This is a genomic window from Pseudomonas anguilliseptica, from assembly GCF_900105355.1.
GTDB lineage: Bacteria > Pseudomonadota > Gammaproteobacteria > Pseudomonadales > Pseudomonadaceae > Aquipseudomonas > Aquipseudomonas anguilliseptica.
Map to the genome: position 1 here is coordinate 1995729 of NZ_FNSC01000001.1, position 16001 is coordinate 2011729.

At 61.9% G+C, this 16001-nt stretch carries 14 protein-coding genes; 11 read left to right on the forward strand and 3 right to left on the reverse strand.

The features are described from left to right. Positions 1-186: 186 nt before the first annotated feature. From BLW24_RS09585 to BLW24_RS09595, 3 genes are all read left to right on the forward strand, one after another. A complete protein-coding gene (locus tag BLW24_RS09585) occupies positions 187-459 on the forward strand; it encodes an HU family DNA-binding protein (RefSeq protein ID WP_090379678.1) in 273 nt (90 codons plus the stop codon). Between the two features lie 140 nt (positions 460-599). Further along, the gene (locus tag BLW24_RS09590; RefSeq protein ID WP_090379681.1) at positions 600-992 is read left to right on the forward strand and encodes a helicase; all 393 of its coding nucleotides are present in this window, start codon (positions 600-602) and stop codon (positions 990-992) included. A 79-nt stretch (positions 993-1071) separates the two neighbouring features. Then, entirely contained in the window at positions 1072-1809 is a 738-nt protein-coding gene (locus BLW24_RS09595; protein ID WP_090379682.1) for a hypothetical protein, read from the forward strand. 199 nt (positions 1810-2008) lie between these two features. Here BLW24_RS09595 and BLW24_RS09600 read toward each other — a convergent pair whose 3' ends face one another. From BLW24_RS09600 to BLW24_RS09610, 3 genes are all read right to left on the reverse strand, one after another. Then, positions 2009-3424, reverse strand: coding sequence for an aminoacyl-tRNA deacylase and HDOD domain-containing protein (locus tag BLW24_RS09600; protein WP_090379684.1), 1416 nt, complete (start codon positions 3422-3424; stop codon positions 2009-2011). Positions 3425-3514: 90 nt separating this feature from the next. Beyond that, on the reverse strand, positions 3515-5590 hold the full coding sequence (gene recG, locus BLW24_RS09605) for an ATP-dependent DNA helicase RecG (RefSeq protein ID WP_208600161.1): 2076 nt from the start codon (positions 5588-5590) through the stop codon (positions 3515-3517). Positions 5591-5598: 8 nt separating this feature from the next. After that, on the reverse strand, positions 5599-6525 hold the full coding sequence (locus tag BLW24_RS09610) for a hydrogen peroxide-inducible genes activator (protein ID WP_090379691.1): 927 nt from the start codon (positions 6523-6525) through the stop codon (positions 5599-5601). Between the two features lie 268 nt (positions 6526-6793). Here BLW24_RS09610 and BLW24_RS09615 point away from each other — a divergent pair, with 268 nt between their 5' ends. The 8 genes from BLW24_RS09615 (at position 6794) to nuoI (ending at position 15972) form a co-directional block, all read left to right on the forward strand. Continuing rightward, positions 6794-7207 (forward strand): NADH-quinone oxidoreductase subunit A, encoded by a 414-nt coding sequence (locus BLW24_RS09615; protein WP_090379694.1) that lies wholly within the window; start codon positions 6794-6796, stop codon positions 7205-7207. Positions 7208-7217: 10 nt separating this feature from the next. Next, positions 7218-7895: a NuoB/complex I 20 kDa subunit family protein gene (locus BLW24_RS09620; RefSeq protein WP_090379697.1), complete on the forward strand. Its 678-nt coding sequence runs from the start codon at positions 7218-7220 to the stop codon at positions 7893-7895. Positions 7896-7951: 56 nt separating this feature from the next. Further along, entirely contained in the window at positions 7952-9733 is a 1782-nt protein-coding gene (gene nuoC, locus BLW24_RS09625; protein WP_090379700.1) for an NADH-quinone oxidoreductase subunit C/D, read from the forward strand. 1 nt (position 9734) lies between these two features. Continuing rightward, positions 9735-10235, forward strand: coding sequence for an NADH-quinone oxidoreductase subunit NuoE (gene nuoE, locus BLW24_RS09630; protein ID WP_090379703.1), 501 nt, complete (start codon positions 9735-9737; stop codon positions 10233-10235). 5 nt (positions 10236-10240) lie between these two features. Beyond that, the gene (nuoF, locus tag BLW24_RS09635) at positions 10241-11590 is read left to right on the forward strand and encodes an NADH-quinone oxidoreductase subunit NuoF (RefSeq protein WP_090387684.1); all 1350 of its coding nucleotides are present in this window, start codon (positions 10241-10243) and stop codon (positions 11588-11590) included. A 96-nt stretch (positions 11591-11686) separates the two neighbouring features. Next, complete coding sequence (gene nuoG, locus BLW24_RS09640) at positions 11687-14422, forward strand: NADH-quinone oxidoreductase subunit NuoG (RefSeq protein WP_090379707.1); 2736 nt, start codon at positions 11687-11689, stop codon at positions 14420-14422. Then, entirely contained in the window at positions 14419-15411 is a 993-nt protein-coding gene (gene nuoH / locus BLW24_RS09645; protein ID WP_090379710.1) for an NADH-quinone oxidoreductase subunit NuoH, read from the forward strand. The genes nuoG and nuoH overlap by 4 nt, the downstream gene beginning before the upstream one ends. Positions 15412-15423: 12 nt before the next feature. Then, positions 15424-15972, forward strand: coding sequence for an NADH-quinone oxidoreductase subunit NuoI (gene nuoI / locus BLW24_RS09650; RefSeq protein WP_090379713.1), 549 nt, complete (start codon positions 15424-15426; stop codon positions 15970-15972). Positions 15973-16001: the final 29 nt, after the last annotated feature.

Here is a 16001-nt window from a genome sequence, read left to right on the forward strand (position 1 = left end):
ATGGCGGCCGTTCTGTCGGATATGCCACAAAATTGCCTGGGTTAACTGTCGGACAAGACTGGCGCAGGGCCCAATGGCATGCCATCCTCCATCAGTCTGCCGCAGCCTAGAGCTGTTGCGGCGCCTTGGTATCTGCTCGCGCAGAGCAGCCCGGACACAACAACAAAAAACCGTAAAGAGGCATTTATGCGTAAACCGGAACTCGCCGCCGCCATCGCCGATAAGGCGGATCTGACTAAAGATCAGGCAAGCCGTGTACTTAACGCGGTACTCGAAGAAATCACCAATGCACTGAACCGCAAGGACAGCGTCACCCTGGTGGGCTTCGGTACTTTCGTGCAACGCCACCGCGGTGCTCGCACCGGTAAAAATCCGCAAACCGGTGAGCCGGTAAAGATCAAGGCCAGCAACACCGTTGCCTTCAAACCGGGCAAGTCCCTGAAAGACGCGGTCAACTGAGTCCTCAGGCCCGGGGCCTTTGGCCTCGGGCTGCACCACCCCGGCCAGCGTGTTCACGCCCTTCTTTCAGCCGGATGTAGTCCCTGCCGCAAACCGCTACAATGCGCCGCCTTTTCCCTACCCTTTGCGAGGCCTCGCGCATGAAATTCCGTTTTCTTCTGTGGATGCTGGGCCGTCTGATGGCCAAGGCCAGCCGTGAAAATCCGGCATTCCAACAGCAACTGGTTGACCGCGATATGGTCTTTCAGCTGCATACTCTGGACGGTAAAGTCGCCCGTCACTTCATCGTCAAAGACCAGCGCATTACCAGCAAGCGTGGCCCGGCTACCGAGCCTGCCTTTGCCCTTGGCTTCAAGGATGCCGCCTACGGCTTCGCCACCATGAGCGCGAAAAACAAGCAGCTGGCGTTTATGCAGGGCATCCAGAACAAGGATATCCAGATCCAGGGCAACCCCGCGCTGGTGATCTGGTTCCAGGGGCTGACCAAATACCTGATGCCGAAAAAGAAAGACGCTGTCAAAAAAGCTGCCTGATTCGCAGCAGTGCGCGCCAGGGCTGGCCTGCGCGCACTGCATTCGCTAGGCTGGGCATAGCCCTAGTGAGAGTTTGCCCATGCGTCTGCTGCTGAGTGCCCTGCTGTTTTCCACCTCCGTTGCCCATGCCGCGCCCCCTAAAGCCGAAGCCTTTGCGCCGTTATTTGAGCTGGCCGGCATCCGTTTGCTCTGCGAGCAGAGCGCACCGCTGGTGCAGCGTGGTCTGAGCGATAAACAGCAAGCGCAGTTGGCCAAGGTGTTTGCCGCTGATGCTCTGTGTCTGGACTTGGCCAGGAAACTGACCGGCAAGCTCGATCAAACCCAGCTGGAACAGGCCAAGAACTTGCTGGAAAGCCCGCTGGCGCAGGGCTTTACCGCTGCCGAGCGTTCTGTGGGCGAGGGCGGTGCAGAAGGCTTGGCGGCCTATCGCAAACAGCTGGGCGAACGCCCGCCGCGTGAGGAGCGTATGGCTCTGGTGCGGCGCCTGGATGCCGCTGCGCACACCACCACCCTGGCCACCCTGTTGCGCTATGAAGTCGGCAAGACTCAGGCATTTCTGGCCCTGCAGGGCCGTGGTGAAAGCATCGACGAGAAGGCCCTGAGCACTCAGACCAAGGCTCAGGAAGACGCGCTGCGGGCCTCCAGCGCCGAAGCGGTGGAGTCTTTTATGCTGTATGCCTATCGGCAGATGCCCAGCGAAAAACTGGCCGAATATGCTGCTCTGTATGAGCAACCAGCCGTGGCGCAGTTGCTCGATGGTAGCGTGCAGGTGCTGCCGGAGCTGTTCGCCGCACGACGCGCACAGCTGAAGAAGTAATCATCCGACTGAAACGAAAAAGGGGCCCGTAGGCCCCTTTGTGTTTTCTGCAGCTTTAGCAGGCTGTTGAAAAACTACCTGCGTTGCCATCGCGGCGTTAAAAACAGGCTCAAAATGCTCATTTACAACTCGTAAACTCCGCTTTCTCGCCTGTTTTTGCCTTGCGCTGGCTGCCTCGCCAACGTTTTTAAACGGCCTGCTAGTGCGCGGGATGGAATTGCGCGGCCAGTTCGCGCAGCGCGACTTCAGCCGCCAGCACCTTGCTTACGGCTTCTTCGGCTTCTTCGGCTTTTTCCCGGCTGATGCCGAGGTTGTCGAACAGGCTTTGCGGAATCTCGCTCTGCGGGCCGGCACCGATGCCGCGATTGCGCAACAGGCTAACCGACAGGCACACCAGGTTCGGGTAGGTGGCGTGGGGGCCGGTGTATTCAGGGTCGTGCTGGAAGCGCAGGGCGCTGGCCAGTTCTTCCGGCATATCCCAGTAACGCATCAGCCAGGCACCGATCTGCTCGCGGCTTATGCCGAGCAGATGCTGCTCGATATAGCTGTGCGACAGGTGGGGGTTGACCTCCAGATGGCGGCAGATCAGCGAGAAATGCGGTGGAAACACATGCGCCAGCACCAGATAGCCGAAGTTGTGCAGCAGGCCGGCGAGGTAGGTCAGGCCGGCTTCCGGACGCTGCGCGCGCGGGATGGCGCGGGTCAGACCCTCGATCACCGCAGCGCTGTAGATCGCCTGTTGCCAGTACGGTGTGGCCTGTTGCGGATGATCCTTGGGCAGGCTCAGGGTTTTGCCCAAGGCCAGGCCGAGGGCCAGGTTGATCACCAGGTCGAAGCCCAGCACGCGGACGATGGCGTCTTCCACTGAGCGGATCTTGCCGGGTGCCGCGTAGTAGGGCGAGGCGGCCCAGCTGACCACCTGGGCGGCCAGTGCCGGGTCGGTTTCGACCACGCCGGTGATGTCATCCACGGTGGCATCCGGGTCGACACGCAGCTTGATGATCTTCTGCGCGGTTTCCGGCAGCGGCGGAATCTCGATGGTTTCTTCCAGGCGTTGCTGGATGCGCCGCGCGGTAAAGGCCTGCACCGCCAGGGTGATCTCGGCGCGGTCGTCGTCCGGGCGATCGAGGTTCAGGCGGATATTGTTCAGCGGCTCGCCGAAGCGCGCGGCGCTGGCCTTGCTCAGCAGAGTTTTGAAAGCGTCGGTGCTCAACTCCAGCAGCACGCCGCGCTGGCCGGACTCGATATACAGACTGGGCACCTGCAGCAGGCGCTCGTCATACAGGGAGGGCGAGCTGGTCAGCGGTGGCAGGCCAGGCAACACCTTCAGGCTGTGTTTGCCGAGCATGCGCTCCAGGCGCTCTGGCTTGACTGCGGTCAGTTGGCGGCCGGTCAGTTCGGTCAGGCGATTGAGGTCGAGCAGCTGGCTCTGTGGATAGAGCACCAGTAGTGCGCCCACGGCGTCATCCAGCAGTACCGCTTGCAGGCGTTGAGCGGCTGGCAGGCCGGGCAGGTCGCGGCAGACTTGGTAGGGCAGGCCGAGCTTCTCCAGCAATTGCAGAATCACCGCTGGCGGGCGCGGAGCGGTGTCGGGAGCAAGGGCAAGTTCGGTCATGACGGTATCCAGCAGAAGTAGCAATACCCCGAGTATAAACAGCGGGATGAGTAAAATGCGGCGCAGGCGACGGTTGCACTGTGCGTTGGCTCACGCTTGTCCGTATTGTTGGCCATGCCGCAACCAGCGTTCAAGTAGCGGGCTGACATGCTGCGGCCAGTGCTCCAGCAGCGCTTGCGCGGCATCGCGCACTGCCGGAAGTAGGTCAGCATCACGCATCAGATCGGCCACCTTGAACTGCAGCAAGCCGGTCTGACGGGTGCCGAGCATCTCGCCGGGGCCGCGCAGCTCCAGATCCTTTTCGGCGATAACGAAGCCATCGCAGGTCTCGCGCATGATTGCCAGGCGCTCACGGCCCAGCTGCGACAACGGCGGGTGATAGAGCAGCAGGCAATGGCTGGCGGCGCTGCCGCGCCCGACCCGGCCACGCAGCTGGTGCAGCTGGGCCAGGCCCAGGCGCTCCGGGTTTTCGATAATCATCAGGCTGGCATTGGGCACGTCGACGCCGACCTCGATCACTGTGGTGGCCACCAGCAGCTGCAGTTGGCCCTGTTTGAACTGATCCATCACTGCGGCTTTTTCCGCCGGTTTCATGCGCCCGTGAATCAAGCCGACATTCAGCCCGCCGAGTGCCGCCGATAAATCTTCGAAGGTGGTTTCCGCGGCCTGGCAGGTCAGCTCTTCGGATTCTTCGATCAGTGTGCAGACCCAGTAGGCCTGGCGCCCTTCGTTACAGGCCAGGCGCACGCGTTCGACCACTTCCAGGCGGCGGCTGTCGGCGATCACCAGGGTGTTCACCGGGGTACGTCCGGGCGGCAGCTCGTCGAGGATCGAGGTGTCGAGGTCAGCGTAGGCACTCATCGCCAGGGTTCGCGGGATCGGCGTGGCGGTCATGATCAGCTGGTGTGGGCACATACGTCCGCCGATGCCTTTCTGCCGTAGGGCTAGGCGCTGCTGCACGCCGAAGCGGTGCTGTTCATCGATAATCACCAGTGCGAGTTTCTGAAACTGCACTTCATCCTGAAACAGCGCATGGGTGCCGACCACCATGGGTGCGCCAGCGGCGATCTGCTCCAGGGCGCTGGCACGGGCCTTGCCCTTGAGCTTGCCGGCCAGCCAGGCAACCTCCAGGCCCAGCGGGGCCAGCCATTTGCTGAAGTTGATGAAATGCTGCTCGGCAAGAATCTCGGTGGGGGCCATCAGCGCTACCTGATAACCGGCTTCCAGCGCCTGCAGTGCGGCAAAGGCGGCGACCACGGTCTTGCCGGCACCCACATCGCCCTGCACCAGGCGTAGCATCGGCTCGCTCTGGCTGAGGTCGTAGGCGATTTCCGCGCCGACCCGTTGCTGTGCACCGGTGGGGGTAAAGCCCAGGTTGGCCAGGTATTGCTGCGGCAGCGTTTTCGCAAGGGGCAGCGCAGGAGCCTGCTGCGCACGCACGCTTTCGCGCAGACGTTGCAGCGACAGTTGATGGGTCAGCAATTCCTCGAAGGCCAGGCGGTGCTGGGCCCAGTGACGGCCTTCGGCGAGTTCTTCCAGATCGGCATCCGGCGGCGGCCGATGCAGGTAGCGAATCGCCTGATCCAGTGGGCTGAGCTGGTAATCGTCGGCCAGTTCGCGCGGCAGCCAATCCGGCAGGCTGTGCGGGCCCAGGCGTGCCAGGGCTTGCTCGCTGAGCTGGCGCAGGCGTTGCTGGGTCAGGCCTTCGGTGGTCGGGTAGATCGGCGTCAGGGTCTGTTCCACGGCAATCGGTTCGCTGCCGGACAGCGCACGGTATTCCGGGTGATAGATCTCCAGGCCCGATGAGCCTGGGCGCACTTCACCGTAGCAGCGTACCTGGGTGCCGCGCTTGAGGCCTTCCTTTTGTGCCTGGCTGAAATGGTAGAAACGCAAGGAGAGGGTGCCACTGCCGTCCTGCAGGCGTACCAGCAGGCTACGCCGACGGCCCATGACCACATCGGCGCCGGCGACTATGCCTTCGACCACGGCGTCCTGACCGGGGCGCAGTGCGCCAATCGGCACGATGCGGGTGCGGTCCTGGTAACGCAGCGGCAGGTGGAACAGCACATCCTGCAGGGTTTCCAGGCCGACCTTGGCGAGCTTTTCGGCCAGGGCCGCCCCCACGCCTTTCAGCGCGGTGACAGAAACCGCGGCCAGTTCGGTCATGGTCTGTTTTAGCTGCTCTTGGGCAGTGGTTTGGCCACCGAGCACAGGCGAATCGAATCGGTCAGGACTTCGATGGCATTCGGCCGTGGGAAGCTGGCGCGCCAGGCGATGGCCACGGTGCGGAACGGCGTCGGCGGGCTGAGTGGGCGCACTTCAATCACGCCAGGGGCATAGTGATGGCTGTCGACGGCGGAGAACGGCAGGATCGACACGCCGAGCCCCGAGGCGACCATATGGCGGATGGTTTCCAGCGAGCTGGATTCCACGGTGGTGTGCTTGGCGCTGTCTTCGCCGCCCTTGCGCAGGGTCGGGCAGGCTTCCAGCACCTGATCGCGGAAGCAGTGACCTTCACCGAGCAGCAGCAGGCTCTTGTCATTCAGCAGCTTGCTGTCGATGGTTTTCATCGCGGCCCAGGGGTGGCCGGCGGGCAGCAGGGCGTAGAACGGCTCGTCGTACAGCGGTTTGGTCAGCACATCGGCTTCGTGGAACGGCAGGGCGATGATGATTGCGTCCAGCTCGCCATTGCGCAGTTTGTCGCGCAGCACGTGAGTGAAGTTCTCTTCGATATACAGCGGCATCTGCGGCGCGACGCGGTGCAGTTGCGGAATCAGATGGGGGAATAGATAAGGACCGACGGTGTAGATCGCACCGATCTTCAGGGGGGCGGCCATCTGGTTCTTGCCGGCCTGGGCCAGCTCGCGAATGCCCTGGGCTTGCTCCAGCACTTTCTGTGCCTGGGTGACGATGCCTTCACCGACCGGAGTCAGGCGCACTGCGCTTTTGCTGCGCTCGAAGATCAGTACGCCCAGTTCATCTTCGAGCTTCTTCACCCCCACCGACAGCGTCGGTTGACTGACATGGCAACGCTCGGCGGCGCGGCCGAAGTGCTGTTCCTGAGCGAGGGTGACTATGTAGCGCAGTTCGGTGAGGGTCATAGTCTTTATCCATTGAGATGCAGCGAAGCATAGCGGCTGTATTCAATGGAACCAACTGTTGATGCGCTTCAGCCCCCGCGGCTGAGGAGGCGAAGCGGTTTTGGCGATTGGCTACGCTTTAATGTCGCTTTGTGAACAGAAAATAATTAGTTACTAAAGCGTTGTGCGCATAGAATTGCGACCATACTTTGCGAGCGACCCAGGCCGGGTTTTGCGCTCGTCACAATAAAATTATAGAAGCCGTTCCTTTCACCCAAGGAGTACCGGCATGCCTGATGCGGTAACGACCATGTCCCATAACTGGGCTTTTGCTGTGTTCCTGCTGGGAGTCTTCGGGCTCATTGCGTTCATGCTTGGGCTGTCCAGCCTGCTGGGTAGCAAAGCCTGGGGTCGCAGCAAGAATGAGCCCTTTGAGTCCGGCATGTTGCCCGTCGGCAGCGCGCGTCTGCGCCTGTCAGCCAAATTCTATCTGGTCGCGATGCTCTTCGTGATCTTCGACGTCGAAGCCCTCTTTCTCTTCGCTTGGGCAGTTTCAGTGCGCGAAAGCGGCTGGGCTGGGCTGATCGAAGCTACAGTCTTTATAGCAATTCTGTTGGCAGGTCTTGTCTACCTTTGGCGGATCGGGGCGCTCGATTGGGCACCTCAGGGCCGTCGCGAGCGGCAGGCGAAGCTAAAACAATGAGGCTTTGGCGATGCACTACAAACTTACTCGGATCGATCCGGATGCGCCCAATGAGCGCTATCCGGTCGGCGAGCGGGAGACTGTTTCCGACCCGCTGCTAGACGATCAAGTCCACAAGAACATCTACATGGGCAAACTTGCCGATGTACTCAATGGCGCAGTGAACTGGGGGCGCAAGAACTCCCTGTGGCCGTACAACTTCGGCCTGTCCTGCTGCTATGTGGAAATGACCACCGCCTTTACTGCGCCGCATGACGTGGCCCGGTTTGGTGCGGAAGTGATCCGGGCCTCCCCACGCCAGGCGGACTTCATGGTCATCGCAGGCACCTGCTTTATCAAGATGGCTCCGGTCATCCAGCGCCTGTACGAGCAGATGCTGGAACCCAAGTGGGTGATCTCGATGGGCTCCTGCGCCAACTCTGGCGGCATGTACGACATCTACTCGGTGGTCCAGGGCGTCGACAAGTTTCTGCCGGTCGACGTCTATATTCCCGGTTGTCCGCCGCGTCCCGAGGCGTTTCTGCAAGGCTTGATGCTGCTGCAGGAATCCATCGGTCAGGAGCGTCGGCCGTTGTCCTGGGTGGTCGGTGATCAGGGTGTTTACCGTGCCGACATGCCTTCGCAGAAAGAACAGCGTCGCGCCGAGCGCATCGCCGTGACCAATCTGCGTAGCCCCGACGAAGTGTGAGTCTGGGCTCGACTGAGCCCGCCTACTGACGCCGTTGACCGATAGCGACCGAGACCATGACTGCAGACAGCATTCTGTCCATACCGCCGTACAAGGCTGACGACCACGATGTGGTCGTCGAACTGAATTCCCGTTTTGGCGCTGACGCCTTTACCGCACAGAGCACCCGTACCGGCATGCCGGTGCTGTGGGTGGCCCGCGAGCGCCTGGTCGAGATCCTGACCTTTCTGCGCAACCTGCCGCGCCCCTACGTGATGCTGTATGACCTGCATGGCGTCGACGAGCGTCTGCGCACCCAGCGTCGCGGTCTGCCGGATGCGGATTTCACCGTGTTCTATCACCTGATGTCGCTGGAGCGGAACAGCGATGTGATGATCAAGGTCGCCCTGTCCGAACGCGACCTCAATCTGCCCAGCGTCACCAGTATCTGGCCCAACGCCAACTGGTACGAGCGCGAAGTCTGGGACCTCTACGGCATTCACTTCAGCGGCCACCCGCACCTGACCCGCATCATGATGCCGCCGACCTGGGAAGGTCACCCGCTGCGCAAGGACTATCCGGCGCGCGCCACCGAATTCGACCCGTTCAGCCTGACCCTGGCCAAGCAGCAGCACGAAGAAGAAGCTGCGCGTTTCAAGCCGGAAGACTGGGGCATGAAACGCGGCAGCGAGCATGAGGACTATATGTTCCTCAACCTCGGTCCCAACCACCCTTCGGCCCACGGTGCCTTCCGTATCATTCTGCAACTGGACGGCGAAGAGATCGTCGACTGCGTGCCGGAAGTCGGCTACCACCACCGTGGTGCCGAGAAGATGGCCGAACGGCAGAGCTGGCACAGTTTTATTCCCTACACCGACCGCATCGACTACCTCGGTGGGGTGATGAACAACCTGCCGTACGTGCTGGCCGTGGAAAAGCTCGCGGGCATCACCGTGCCGCAGCGGGTCGACGTGATTCGCATCATGCTGGCCGAGTTCTTCCGCATCACCAGCCACCTGCTGTTCCTCGGTACCTATATTCAGGACGTCGGTGCGATGACACCGGTGTTCTTCACCTTCACCGACCGCCAGCGCGCCTACAAGGTGATCGAAGCCATCACCGGCTTCCGCCTGCACCCGGCCTGGTACCGCATCGGTGGTGTCGCTCATGATCTGCCGCGCGGCTGGGACAAACTGGTCAAGGAGTTCGTCGACTGGCTGCCCAAGCGCCTTGACGAATACGAGAAAGCCGCGTTGAAAAACAGCATTCTCAAGGCGCGGACCATCGGTGTGGCGCAGTACAACACCAAGGAAGCCCTGGAGTGGGGCACCACCGGTGCCGGCCTACGCGCGACCGGCTGCGACTTCGACCTGCGCAAGGCGCGGCCGTATTCCGGTTATGAGAACTTCGAATTTGAAGTGCCGCTGGCCGCCAATGGCGATGCCTACGACCGCTGCATGGTGCGTGTGGAAGAGATGCGCCAGAGCATCAAGATCATCGACCAGTGCCTGCGCAATATGCCGGAAGGCCCGTACAAGGCCGATCACCCGCTGACCACGCCGCCGCCGAAAGAGCGCACGCTGCAGCACATCGAAACCCTGATCACCCACTTCCTGCAGGTTTCCTGGGGCCCGGTGATGCCGGCCAACGAAAGCTTGCAGATGATCGAGGCGACCAAGGGCATCAACAGCTACTACCTGACCAGCGACGGCAGCACCATGAGCTACCGCACGCGCATTCGTACGCCGAGCTTCCCGCACCTGCAGCAGATCCCCTCGGTGATTCGCGGCAGCATGGTCGCTGACCTGATCGCGTACCTGGGCAGTATCGACTTCGTTATGGCTGACGTGGACCGCTGATATGAGCCAGACAACCCTGATTCAAACCGACCGTTTTGCTCTGAGCGAAGCCGAACAGGCGGTCATCGAACACGAGATGCACCACTACGAAGACCCGCGCGCGGCGTCGATCGAAGCCCTGAAAATCGTGCAGAAGGCCCGTGGCTGGGTGCCGGATGGCGCCGCCGATGCGATTGGCGAAATCCTCGGTATTCCCGCCAGCGATGTCGAAGGCGTAGCCACCTTCTATAGTCAGATTTTCCGTCAGCCAGTGGGCCGTCACATCATCCGCGTATGCGACAGCATGACCTGCTATGTCGGTGGCCACGAATCGGTCGTCGCTGAAATGCAGAAACAGCTCGGTATTGGCCTCGGCGAGACCACCACCGACAACCGCTTTACCCTGCTGCCGGTGTGCTGCCTGGGCAACTGCGACAAAGCCCCGGCGCTAATGATCGATGACGACACCTTTGGCGACGTGCAACCAAGTGGCGTGGCTCAACTGCTGGAGGCCTATCAATGAGTGGTATGAAAACGCTGACCTCCATCGGCCCGGCCAACCGCATCACCCGCAGTGAAGAGACTCATCCGCTGACCTGGCGCTTGCGTGACGACGCCCAGTCGGTATGGCTGGAGGAGTACCAGCAGAAGAACGGCTACGCCGCAGCGCGCAAAGCCCTGAGCGAAATGGCCCAGGCCGATATTGTGCAGACCGTTAAGGATTCCGGCCTCAAGGGCCGTGGCGGTGCTGGCTTCCCCACCGGGGTGAAGTGGGGGCTGATGCCCGCCGATGAATCCATGAACATCCGCTACCTGCTGTGCAATGCGGACGAGATGGAACCGAATACCTGGAAAGACCGCATGCTGATGGAGCAGTTGCCGCACCTGCTGGTGGAAGGCATGCTGATTTCCGCCCGTGCGCTCAAGGCTTATCGCGGCTACATCTTCCTGCGCGGCGAATACGTCGATGCGGCGGCGAATCTGAATCGCGCCATTGAGGAAGCCAAGGCCGCCGGCCTGCTCGGCAAGAACATCCTCGGCAGTGGTTTCGATTTCGAGCTGTTCGTCCATACCGGTGCCGGTCGTTATATCTGCGGTGAAGAAACCGCACTGATCAACTCCCTCGAAGGTCGCCGCGCCAACCCGCGTGCCAAGCCGCCGTTCCCGGCAGCCGTCGGCGTGTGGGGTAAGCCGACCTGCGTCAACAACGTCGAAACCCTGTGCAACGTGCCGGCCATCGTTGGTAATGGCGTGGACTGGTACAAGAGCCTGGCCCGCCCGGAGAGTGAAGACCACGGCACCAAGCTGATGGGCTTCTCCGGCAAGGTGAAGAAGCCCGGCCTTTGGGAACTGCCCTTCGGCATCAGCGCCCGCGAGCTGTTCGAGGACTACGCCGGCGGCATGCGCGATGGCTACAGGCTGAAGTGCTGGCAACCTGGTGGTGCCGGCACCGGCTTTCTGCTCCCCGAGCACCTGGATGCGCTGATGTACGCCGGTGGTATCGGCAAGGTCGGTACGCGCATGGGCACAGGCCTGGCGCTGGCGGTGGACGACAGCATCAGCATGGTTTCCTTGCTGCGCAATATGGAAGAGTTCTTCGCCCGTGAGTCCTGCGGCTGGTGTACCCCGTGTCGCGACGGCCTGCCGTGGAGCGTGAAGATTCTCCGTGCTCTGGAGCGCAAGCAAGGCACGCAGCAGGATATCGACACGCTGCTCGGTCTGGTCAACTTCCTTGGCCCGGGCAAAACCTTCTGTGCTCACGCACCGGGTGCGGTTGAGCCGTTGGGCAGTGCGATCAAGTATTTCCGTTCGGAGTTCGAGGCTGGCGTGGCCTGCTCGGCGGCTCCGGCAACGACGGGGCAATTCGTCCCCGCGTAAAACAATGGCGCTCTGGCGGCCACTGACCTGGCCCCGCAGCACAACGTGATTCCATTAGCCAAGCCCGCTTCGGTGGGCAAAGAAGAAACCTGAACCATGGCCACTATCCACGTAGACGGCAAAGATTTCGAAGTCGATGGGGCGGACAACCTGCTGCAGGCCTGCCTGTCCCTCGGTCTCGATATCCCTTACTTCTGCTGGCACCCGGCGCTCGGTAGCGTCGGCGCCTGCCGCCAGTGCGCGGTCAAGCAGTACACCGATGAAAACGATACGCGCGGGCGCATCGTCATGTCGTGCATGACGCCGGCCACCGACAACACCTGGATCAGCATCGACGATGAAGAATCCAAGGCGTTCCGCGCCAGCGTCGTCGAGTGGCTGATGACCAACCACCCGCATGACTGCCCGGTGTGCGAGGAGGGCGGCCATTGCCACCTGCAGGACATGACGGTGATGACGGGCCACAACCAGCGCCGTTATCGCTTCAGCAAACGCACCCACCAGAACCAGCAGCTCGGGCCGTTTATCTCTCATGAGATGAACCGCTGCATCGCCTGCTACCGCTGCGTGCGCTACTACAAGGATTACGCCGGCGGCACTGACCTTGGCGTGTATGGCGCGCACGACAACGTGTACTTCGGCCGGGTCGAAGACGGCGTGCTGGAAAGCGAGTTCTCCGGCAATCTGGTCGAGGTCTGCCCGACCGGTGTGTTCACCGACAAGACCCACTCCGAGCGCTACAACCGCAAGTGGGACATGCAGTTTGCCCCGAGCATCTGCCACGGCTGCGCCAGCGGCTGCAACACCAGCCCAGGCGAGCGCTACGGCGAACTGCGGCGCATCGAAAACCGCTTCAATGGCGATGTAAACCAGTATTTCCTCTGCGACCGTGGTCGTTTCGGCTACGGCTACGTCAACCGCACTGATCGTCCGCGTCAGCCGCTGCTGGTTAATCAAGACGGTGGCGAAAAGCTCGGCATCGACGCTGCGCTGGACAAGGCCGCCGAGCTGCTCAAAGGCAAACGCGTAATCGGCATCGGTTCGCCGCGCGCCAGCTTGGAAAGCAACTTCGCCCTGCGTGAGCTGGTCGGCGAGGCCAACTACTACTCCGGTATCGCCGCGGGCGAGTTGGAAAATATCCGCTTGATCCGCGACGTCCTGCAGAACGGCCCGCTGCCGGTGCCGACCCTGCGTGAAGTCGAACTGCATGACGCGGTGTTTATCCTCGGTGAAGACCTCACCCAGACCGCTGCACGCATGGCCCTGGCCCTGCGTCAGGCGGTCAAGGGCAAGGCCACTGAAATCGCTGCCTCGATGAAGATTCAGGACTGGCACATGGCGGCGGTGCAGAACGTTGCACAGGACGCGCTGAACCCGCTGTTTATCGCCAGCGTTACCGCGACCCGCCTGGATGATGTGGCTGAAGCCTGCGTGCATGCCGCGCCGGCCGATCTGGCGCGTATCGGTTTTGCTGTGGCCCATGCCATCGACCCGAGTGCCCCGGCAGTAAGCGGTTTGGATGCCGATGCAGCCGAGCTGGTGCAATTGATTGCCGAAGCGCTGCTTGAAGCCAAGCGGCCGCTGATCGTCTCCGGTGCATCTCTCGGTGAGAAGAGCCTGATCGAAGCCGCGGCGAATATCGCCAGCGCCCTGAAGAATCGCGAAAAGAACGCCTCCATCAGCCTGGTGGTGCCGGAAGCCAACAGCATGGGCCTGGCCCTGCTTTTGGGTGAAGAGTGTGGGGAGAGGTCCGTCGATGCGGCCTTGCAAGCGTTGACGACTGGGCAGGCCGATGCCGTGATTGTGCTGGAGAACGATCTGTACCGACGTGCCGATGCGGTCCAGGTTGATGCCGCATTGGCGGCCGCCCAGCTGGTGATCGTCGCTGACCATCAGCACACCGCCACCAGTGAAAAAGCCCACCTGCTGCTGCCGGTGGCCAGCTTCGCCGAAGGCGATGGCACCCTGGTTAGCTTCGAAGGCCGTGCCCAGCGCTTCTTCCAGGTGTTCGAGCCGAGTTACTACGACGCCAACATCCTGATTCGTGAGGGCTGGCGCTGGCTGCATGCCTTGCACAGCACCCTTCAGGGCAAACCGCTCGACTGGACCCAGCTGGATGCGGTGACCACGGCTGTTGCTGCGAGCAACCGCCAGTTGGCGCGTATCGTCGACGCGGCACCCAAGTCCTCGTTCCGCATTAAGGGCCTCAAGCTGGCCCGTGAACCGCACCGTTACAGTGGTCGCACCGCCATGCGCGCCAATATCAGCGTGCACGAGCCGCGCCAGCCGCAGGACCAGGACTCGGCCTTCGCCTTCTCCATGGAAGGTTATTCGGGCAGCAAGGAAGACCGTCAGCAGATTCCCTTCGCCTGGTCGCCAGGCTGGAACTCGCCGCAAGCCTGGAACAAATTCCAGGACGAAGTCGGCGGCCACCTGCGTGCCGGTGATCCCGGTGTGCGCCTGCTGGAAGCCAAAGGCAGCGTGCTGCCCTGGTTCAGCGTACCGGCGGCCTTCAACCCGGCACCGGGCACCTTGCAGGCCGTGGCCTTGCATCACCTGTTCGGCAGTGAGGAAACCTCGGCTGGGGCCGCGCCGCTGCAGGAGCGCATTCCCGCGCCGTACGCGCTGCTGGCCAAGGCCGAAGCGGATCGCCTGGGCGTAAATGACGGTGCGCTGCTGAGTCTGAGCGTCGCCGGACAGACTCTGCGCCTGCCATTGCAGATCACCGAAGAGCTGGCCATCGGTGTGGTCGGCTTGCCAGTCGGTTTGGCGGGCATGCCTGCGCTAATCGCAGGTAGCGTGGTCACTCGCATTGAGGAGGCCGCGCAATGAGTTGGTTGACCCCTGAAGTGCTGGATGTGCTGGTCGCCGTACTCAAGGCCATCGTGATTCTGCTGGTGGTGGTGGTCTGTGGCGCGCTGCTGAGCTTTGTCGAACGGCGCCTGCTGGGCTGGTGGCAGGACCGCTATGGCCCCAACCGGGTCGGCCCGTTTGGCATGTTTCAGATCGCTGCCGACATGATCAAGATGTTCTTCAAGGAGGACTGGACGCCGCCGTTTGCTGACAAGTTCATCTTTATCCTGGCGCCGATGATCGCGTTCTCGGCCATGCTGATTGCCTTTGCGATCATCCCGATCACCCCGACCTGGGGCGTGGCGGACCTGAACATCGGCATCCTGTTCTTCTTCGCCATGGCCGGTTTGTCGGTGTACGCGGTGCTGTTCGCCGGCTGGGCCAGTAACAACAAGTTCGCCCTGCTCGGTGCGCTGCGTGCTTCGGCACAGACGGTGTCCTACGAGGTGTTTCTGGCGTTGGCGCTGATGGGTGTGGTGGCGCAGGTCGGCTCGTTCAACATGCGCGATATCGTCGATTACCAGGCCGAGAACCTGTGGTTCATCATTCCGCAGTTCTTTGGCTTCTGTACCTTCTTTATCGCTGCCGTTGCCGTGACCCACCGTCACCCGTTCGACCAGCCGGAAGCTGAGCAGGAGCTGGCTGACGGTTACCACATCGAATATGCCGGGATGAAATGGGGCATGTTCTTCGTCGGCGAATACGTGGCCATCGTCACCGTGTCGGCGTTGCTGGTGACGCTGTTCTTCGGTGGCTGGCACGGCCCGTTCGGCCTTCTGCCGCAGATTCCGTTCTTCTGGTTCGCCCTGAAGACCTGCTTCTTCATCATGATCTTCATCCTGTTGCGCGCCTCGATTCCGCGCCCACGGTATGACCAGGTCATGGCCTTCAGCTGGAAGTTCTGCCTGCCGCTGACCCTGATCAACCTGCTGGTGACCGGCGCATTCGTGCTGGCCGCGGCCCAGTAAGGAGAACCACGAATGTTCAAATACATATGGGATGTGCTGGTCGGCACCGGCACCCAACTGCGCAGCCTGGCGATGGTGTTCAGCCATGGTTTTCGCAAGCGCGACACCCTGCAGTACCCGGAAGAAGCCGTGTACCTGCCGCCGCGCTATCGCGGGCGCATCGTGCTGACCCGCGACCCCGACGGCGAAGAGCGCTGCGTAGCCTGCAACCTGTGCGCAGTGGCCTGCCCAGTGGGCTGCATCTCGCTGCAGAAGGCGGAAACCCCGGATGGCCGCTGGTACCCGGATTTCTTCCGCATCAACTTCTCGCGCTGCATCTTCTGCGGCCTCTGTGAAGAAGCCTGCCCGACCACGGCGATCCAGCTCACCCCGGATTTCGAGATGGGCGAGTTCAAGCGCCAGGACCTGGTGTACGAGAAGGAAGACCTGCTGATCAGCGGCCCGGGCAAGAACCCGGACTACAACTTCTACCGCGTCGCCGGTATGGCCATTGCCGGCAAGCCGAAAGGCGCGGCGCAGAATGAAGCCGAACCCATCAACGTCAAAGGCCTGCTGCCCTAAGGAGTCCGTTTAATGCCTGCTGCGCTTGC

Bases quoted from the DNA above. Each gene is read 5' to 3' on its own strand.
- BLW24_RS09585 (WP_090379678.1), top strand. From the start codon at position 187: ATGCGTAAACCGGAACTCGCCGCCGCCATCGCCGATAAGGCGGATCTG.
- BLW24_RS09590 (WP_090379681.1), top strand. From the start codon at position 600: ATGAAATTCCGTTTTCTTCTGTGGATGCTGGGCCGTCTGATGGCCAAG.
- BLW24_RS09595 (WP_090379682.1), top strand. From the start codon at position 1,072: ATGCGTCTGCTGCTGAGTGCCCTGCTGTTTTCCACCTCCGTTGCCCAT.
- BLW24_RS09600 (WP_090379684.1), bottom strand. From the start codon at position 3,424: ATGACCGAACTTGCCCTTGCTCCCGACACCGCTCCGCGCCCGCCAGCG.
- recG (WP_208600161.1), bottom strand. From the start codon at position 5,590: ATGACCGAACTGGCCGCGGTTTCTGTCACCGCGCTGAAAGGCGTGGGG.
- BLW24_RS09610 (WP_090379691.1), bottom strand. From the start codon at position 6,525: ATGACCCTCACCGAACTGCGCTACATAGTCACCCTCGCTCAGGAACAG.
- BLW24_RS09615 (WP_090379694.1), top strand. From the start codon at position 6,794: ATGCCTGATGCGGTAACGACCATGTCCCATAACTGGGCTTTTGCTGTG.
- BLW24_RS09620 (WP_090379697.1), top strand. From the start codon at position 7,218: ATGCACTACAAACTTACTCGGATCGATCCGGATGCGCCCAATGAGCGC.
- nuoC (WP_090379700.1), top strand. From the start codon at position 7,952: ATGACTGCAGACAGCATTCTGTCCATACCGCCGTACAAGGCTGACGAC.
- nuoE (WP_090379703.1), top strand. From the start codon at position 9,735: ATGAGCCAGACAACCCTGATTCAAACCGACCGTTTTGCTCTGAGCGAA.
- nuoF (WP_090387684.1), top strand. From the start codon at position 10,241: ATGAAAACGCTGACCTCCATCGGCCCGGCCAACCGCATCACCCGCAGT.
- nuoG (WP_090379707.1), top strand. From the start codon at position 11,687: ATGGCCACTATCCACGTAGACGGCAAAGATTTCGAAGTCGATGGGGCG.
- nuoH (WP_090379710.1), top strand. From the start codon at position 14,419: ATGAGTTGGTTGACCCCTGAAGTGCTGGATGTGCTGGTCGCCGTACTC.
- nuoI (WP_090379713.1), top strand. From the start codon at position 15,424: ATGTTCAAATACATATGGGATGTGCTGGTCGGCACCGGCACCCAACTG.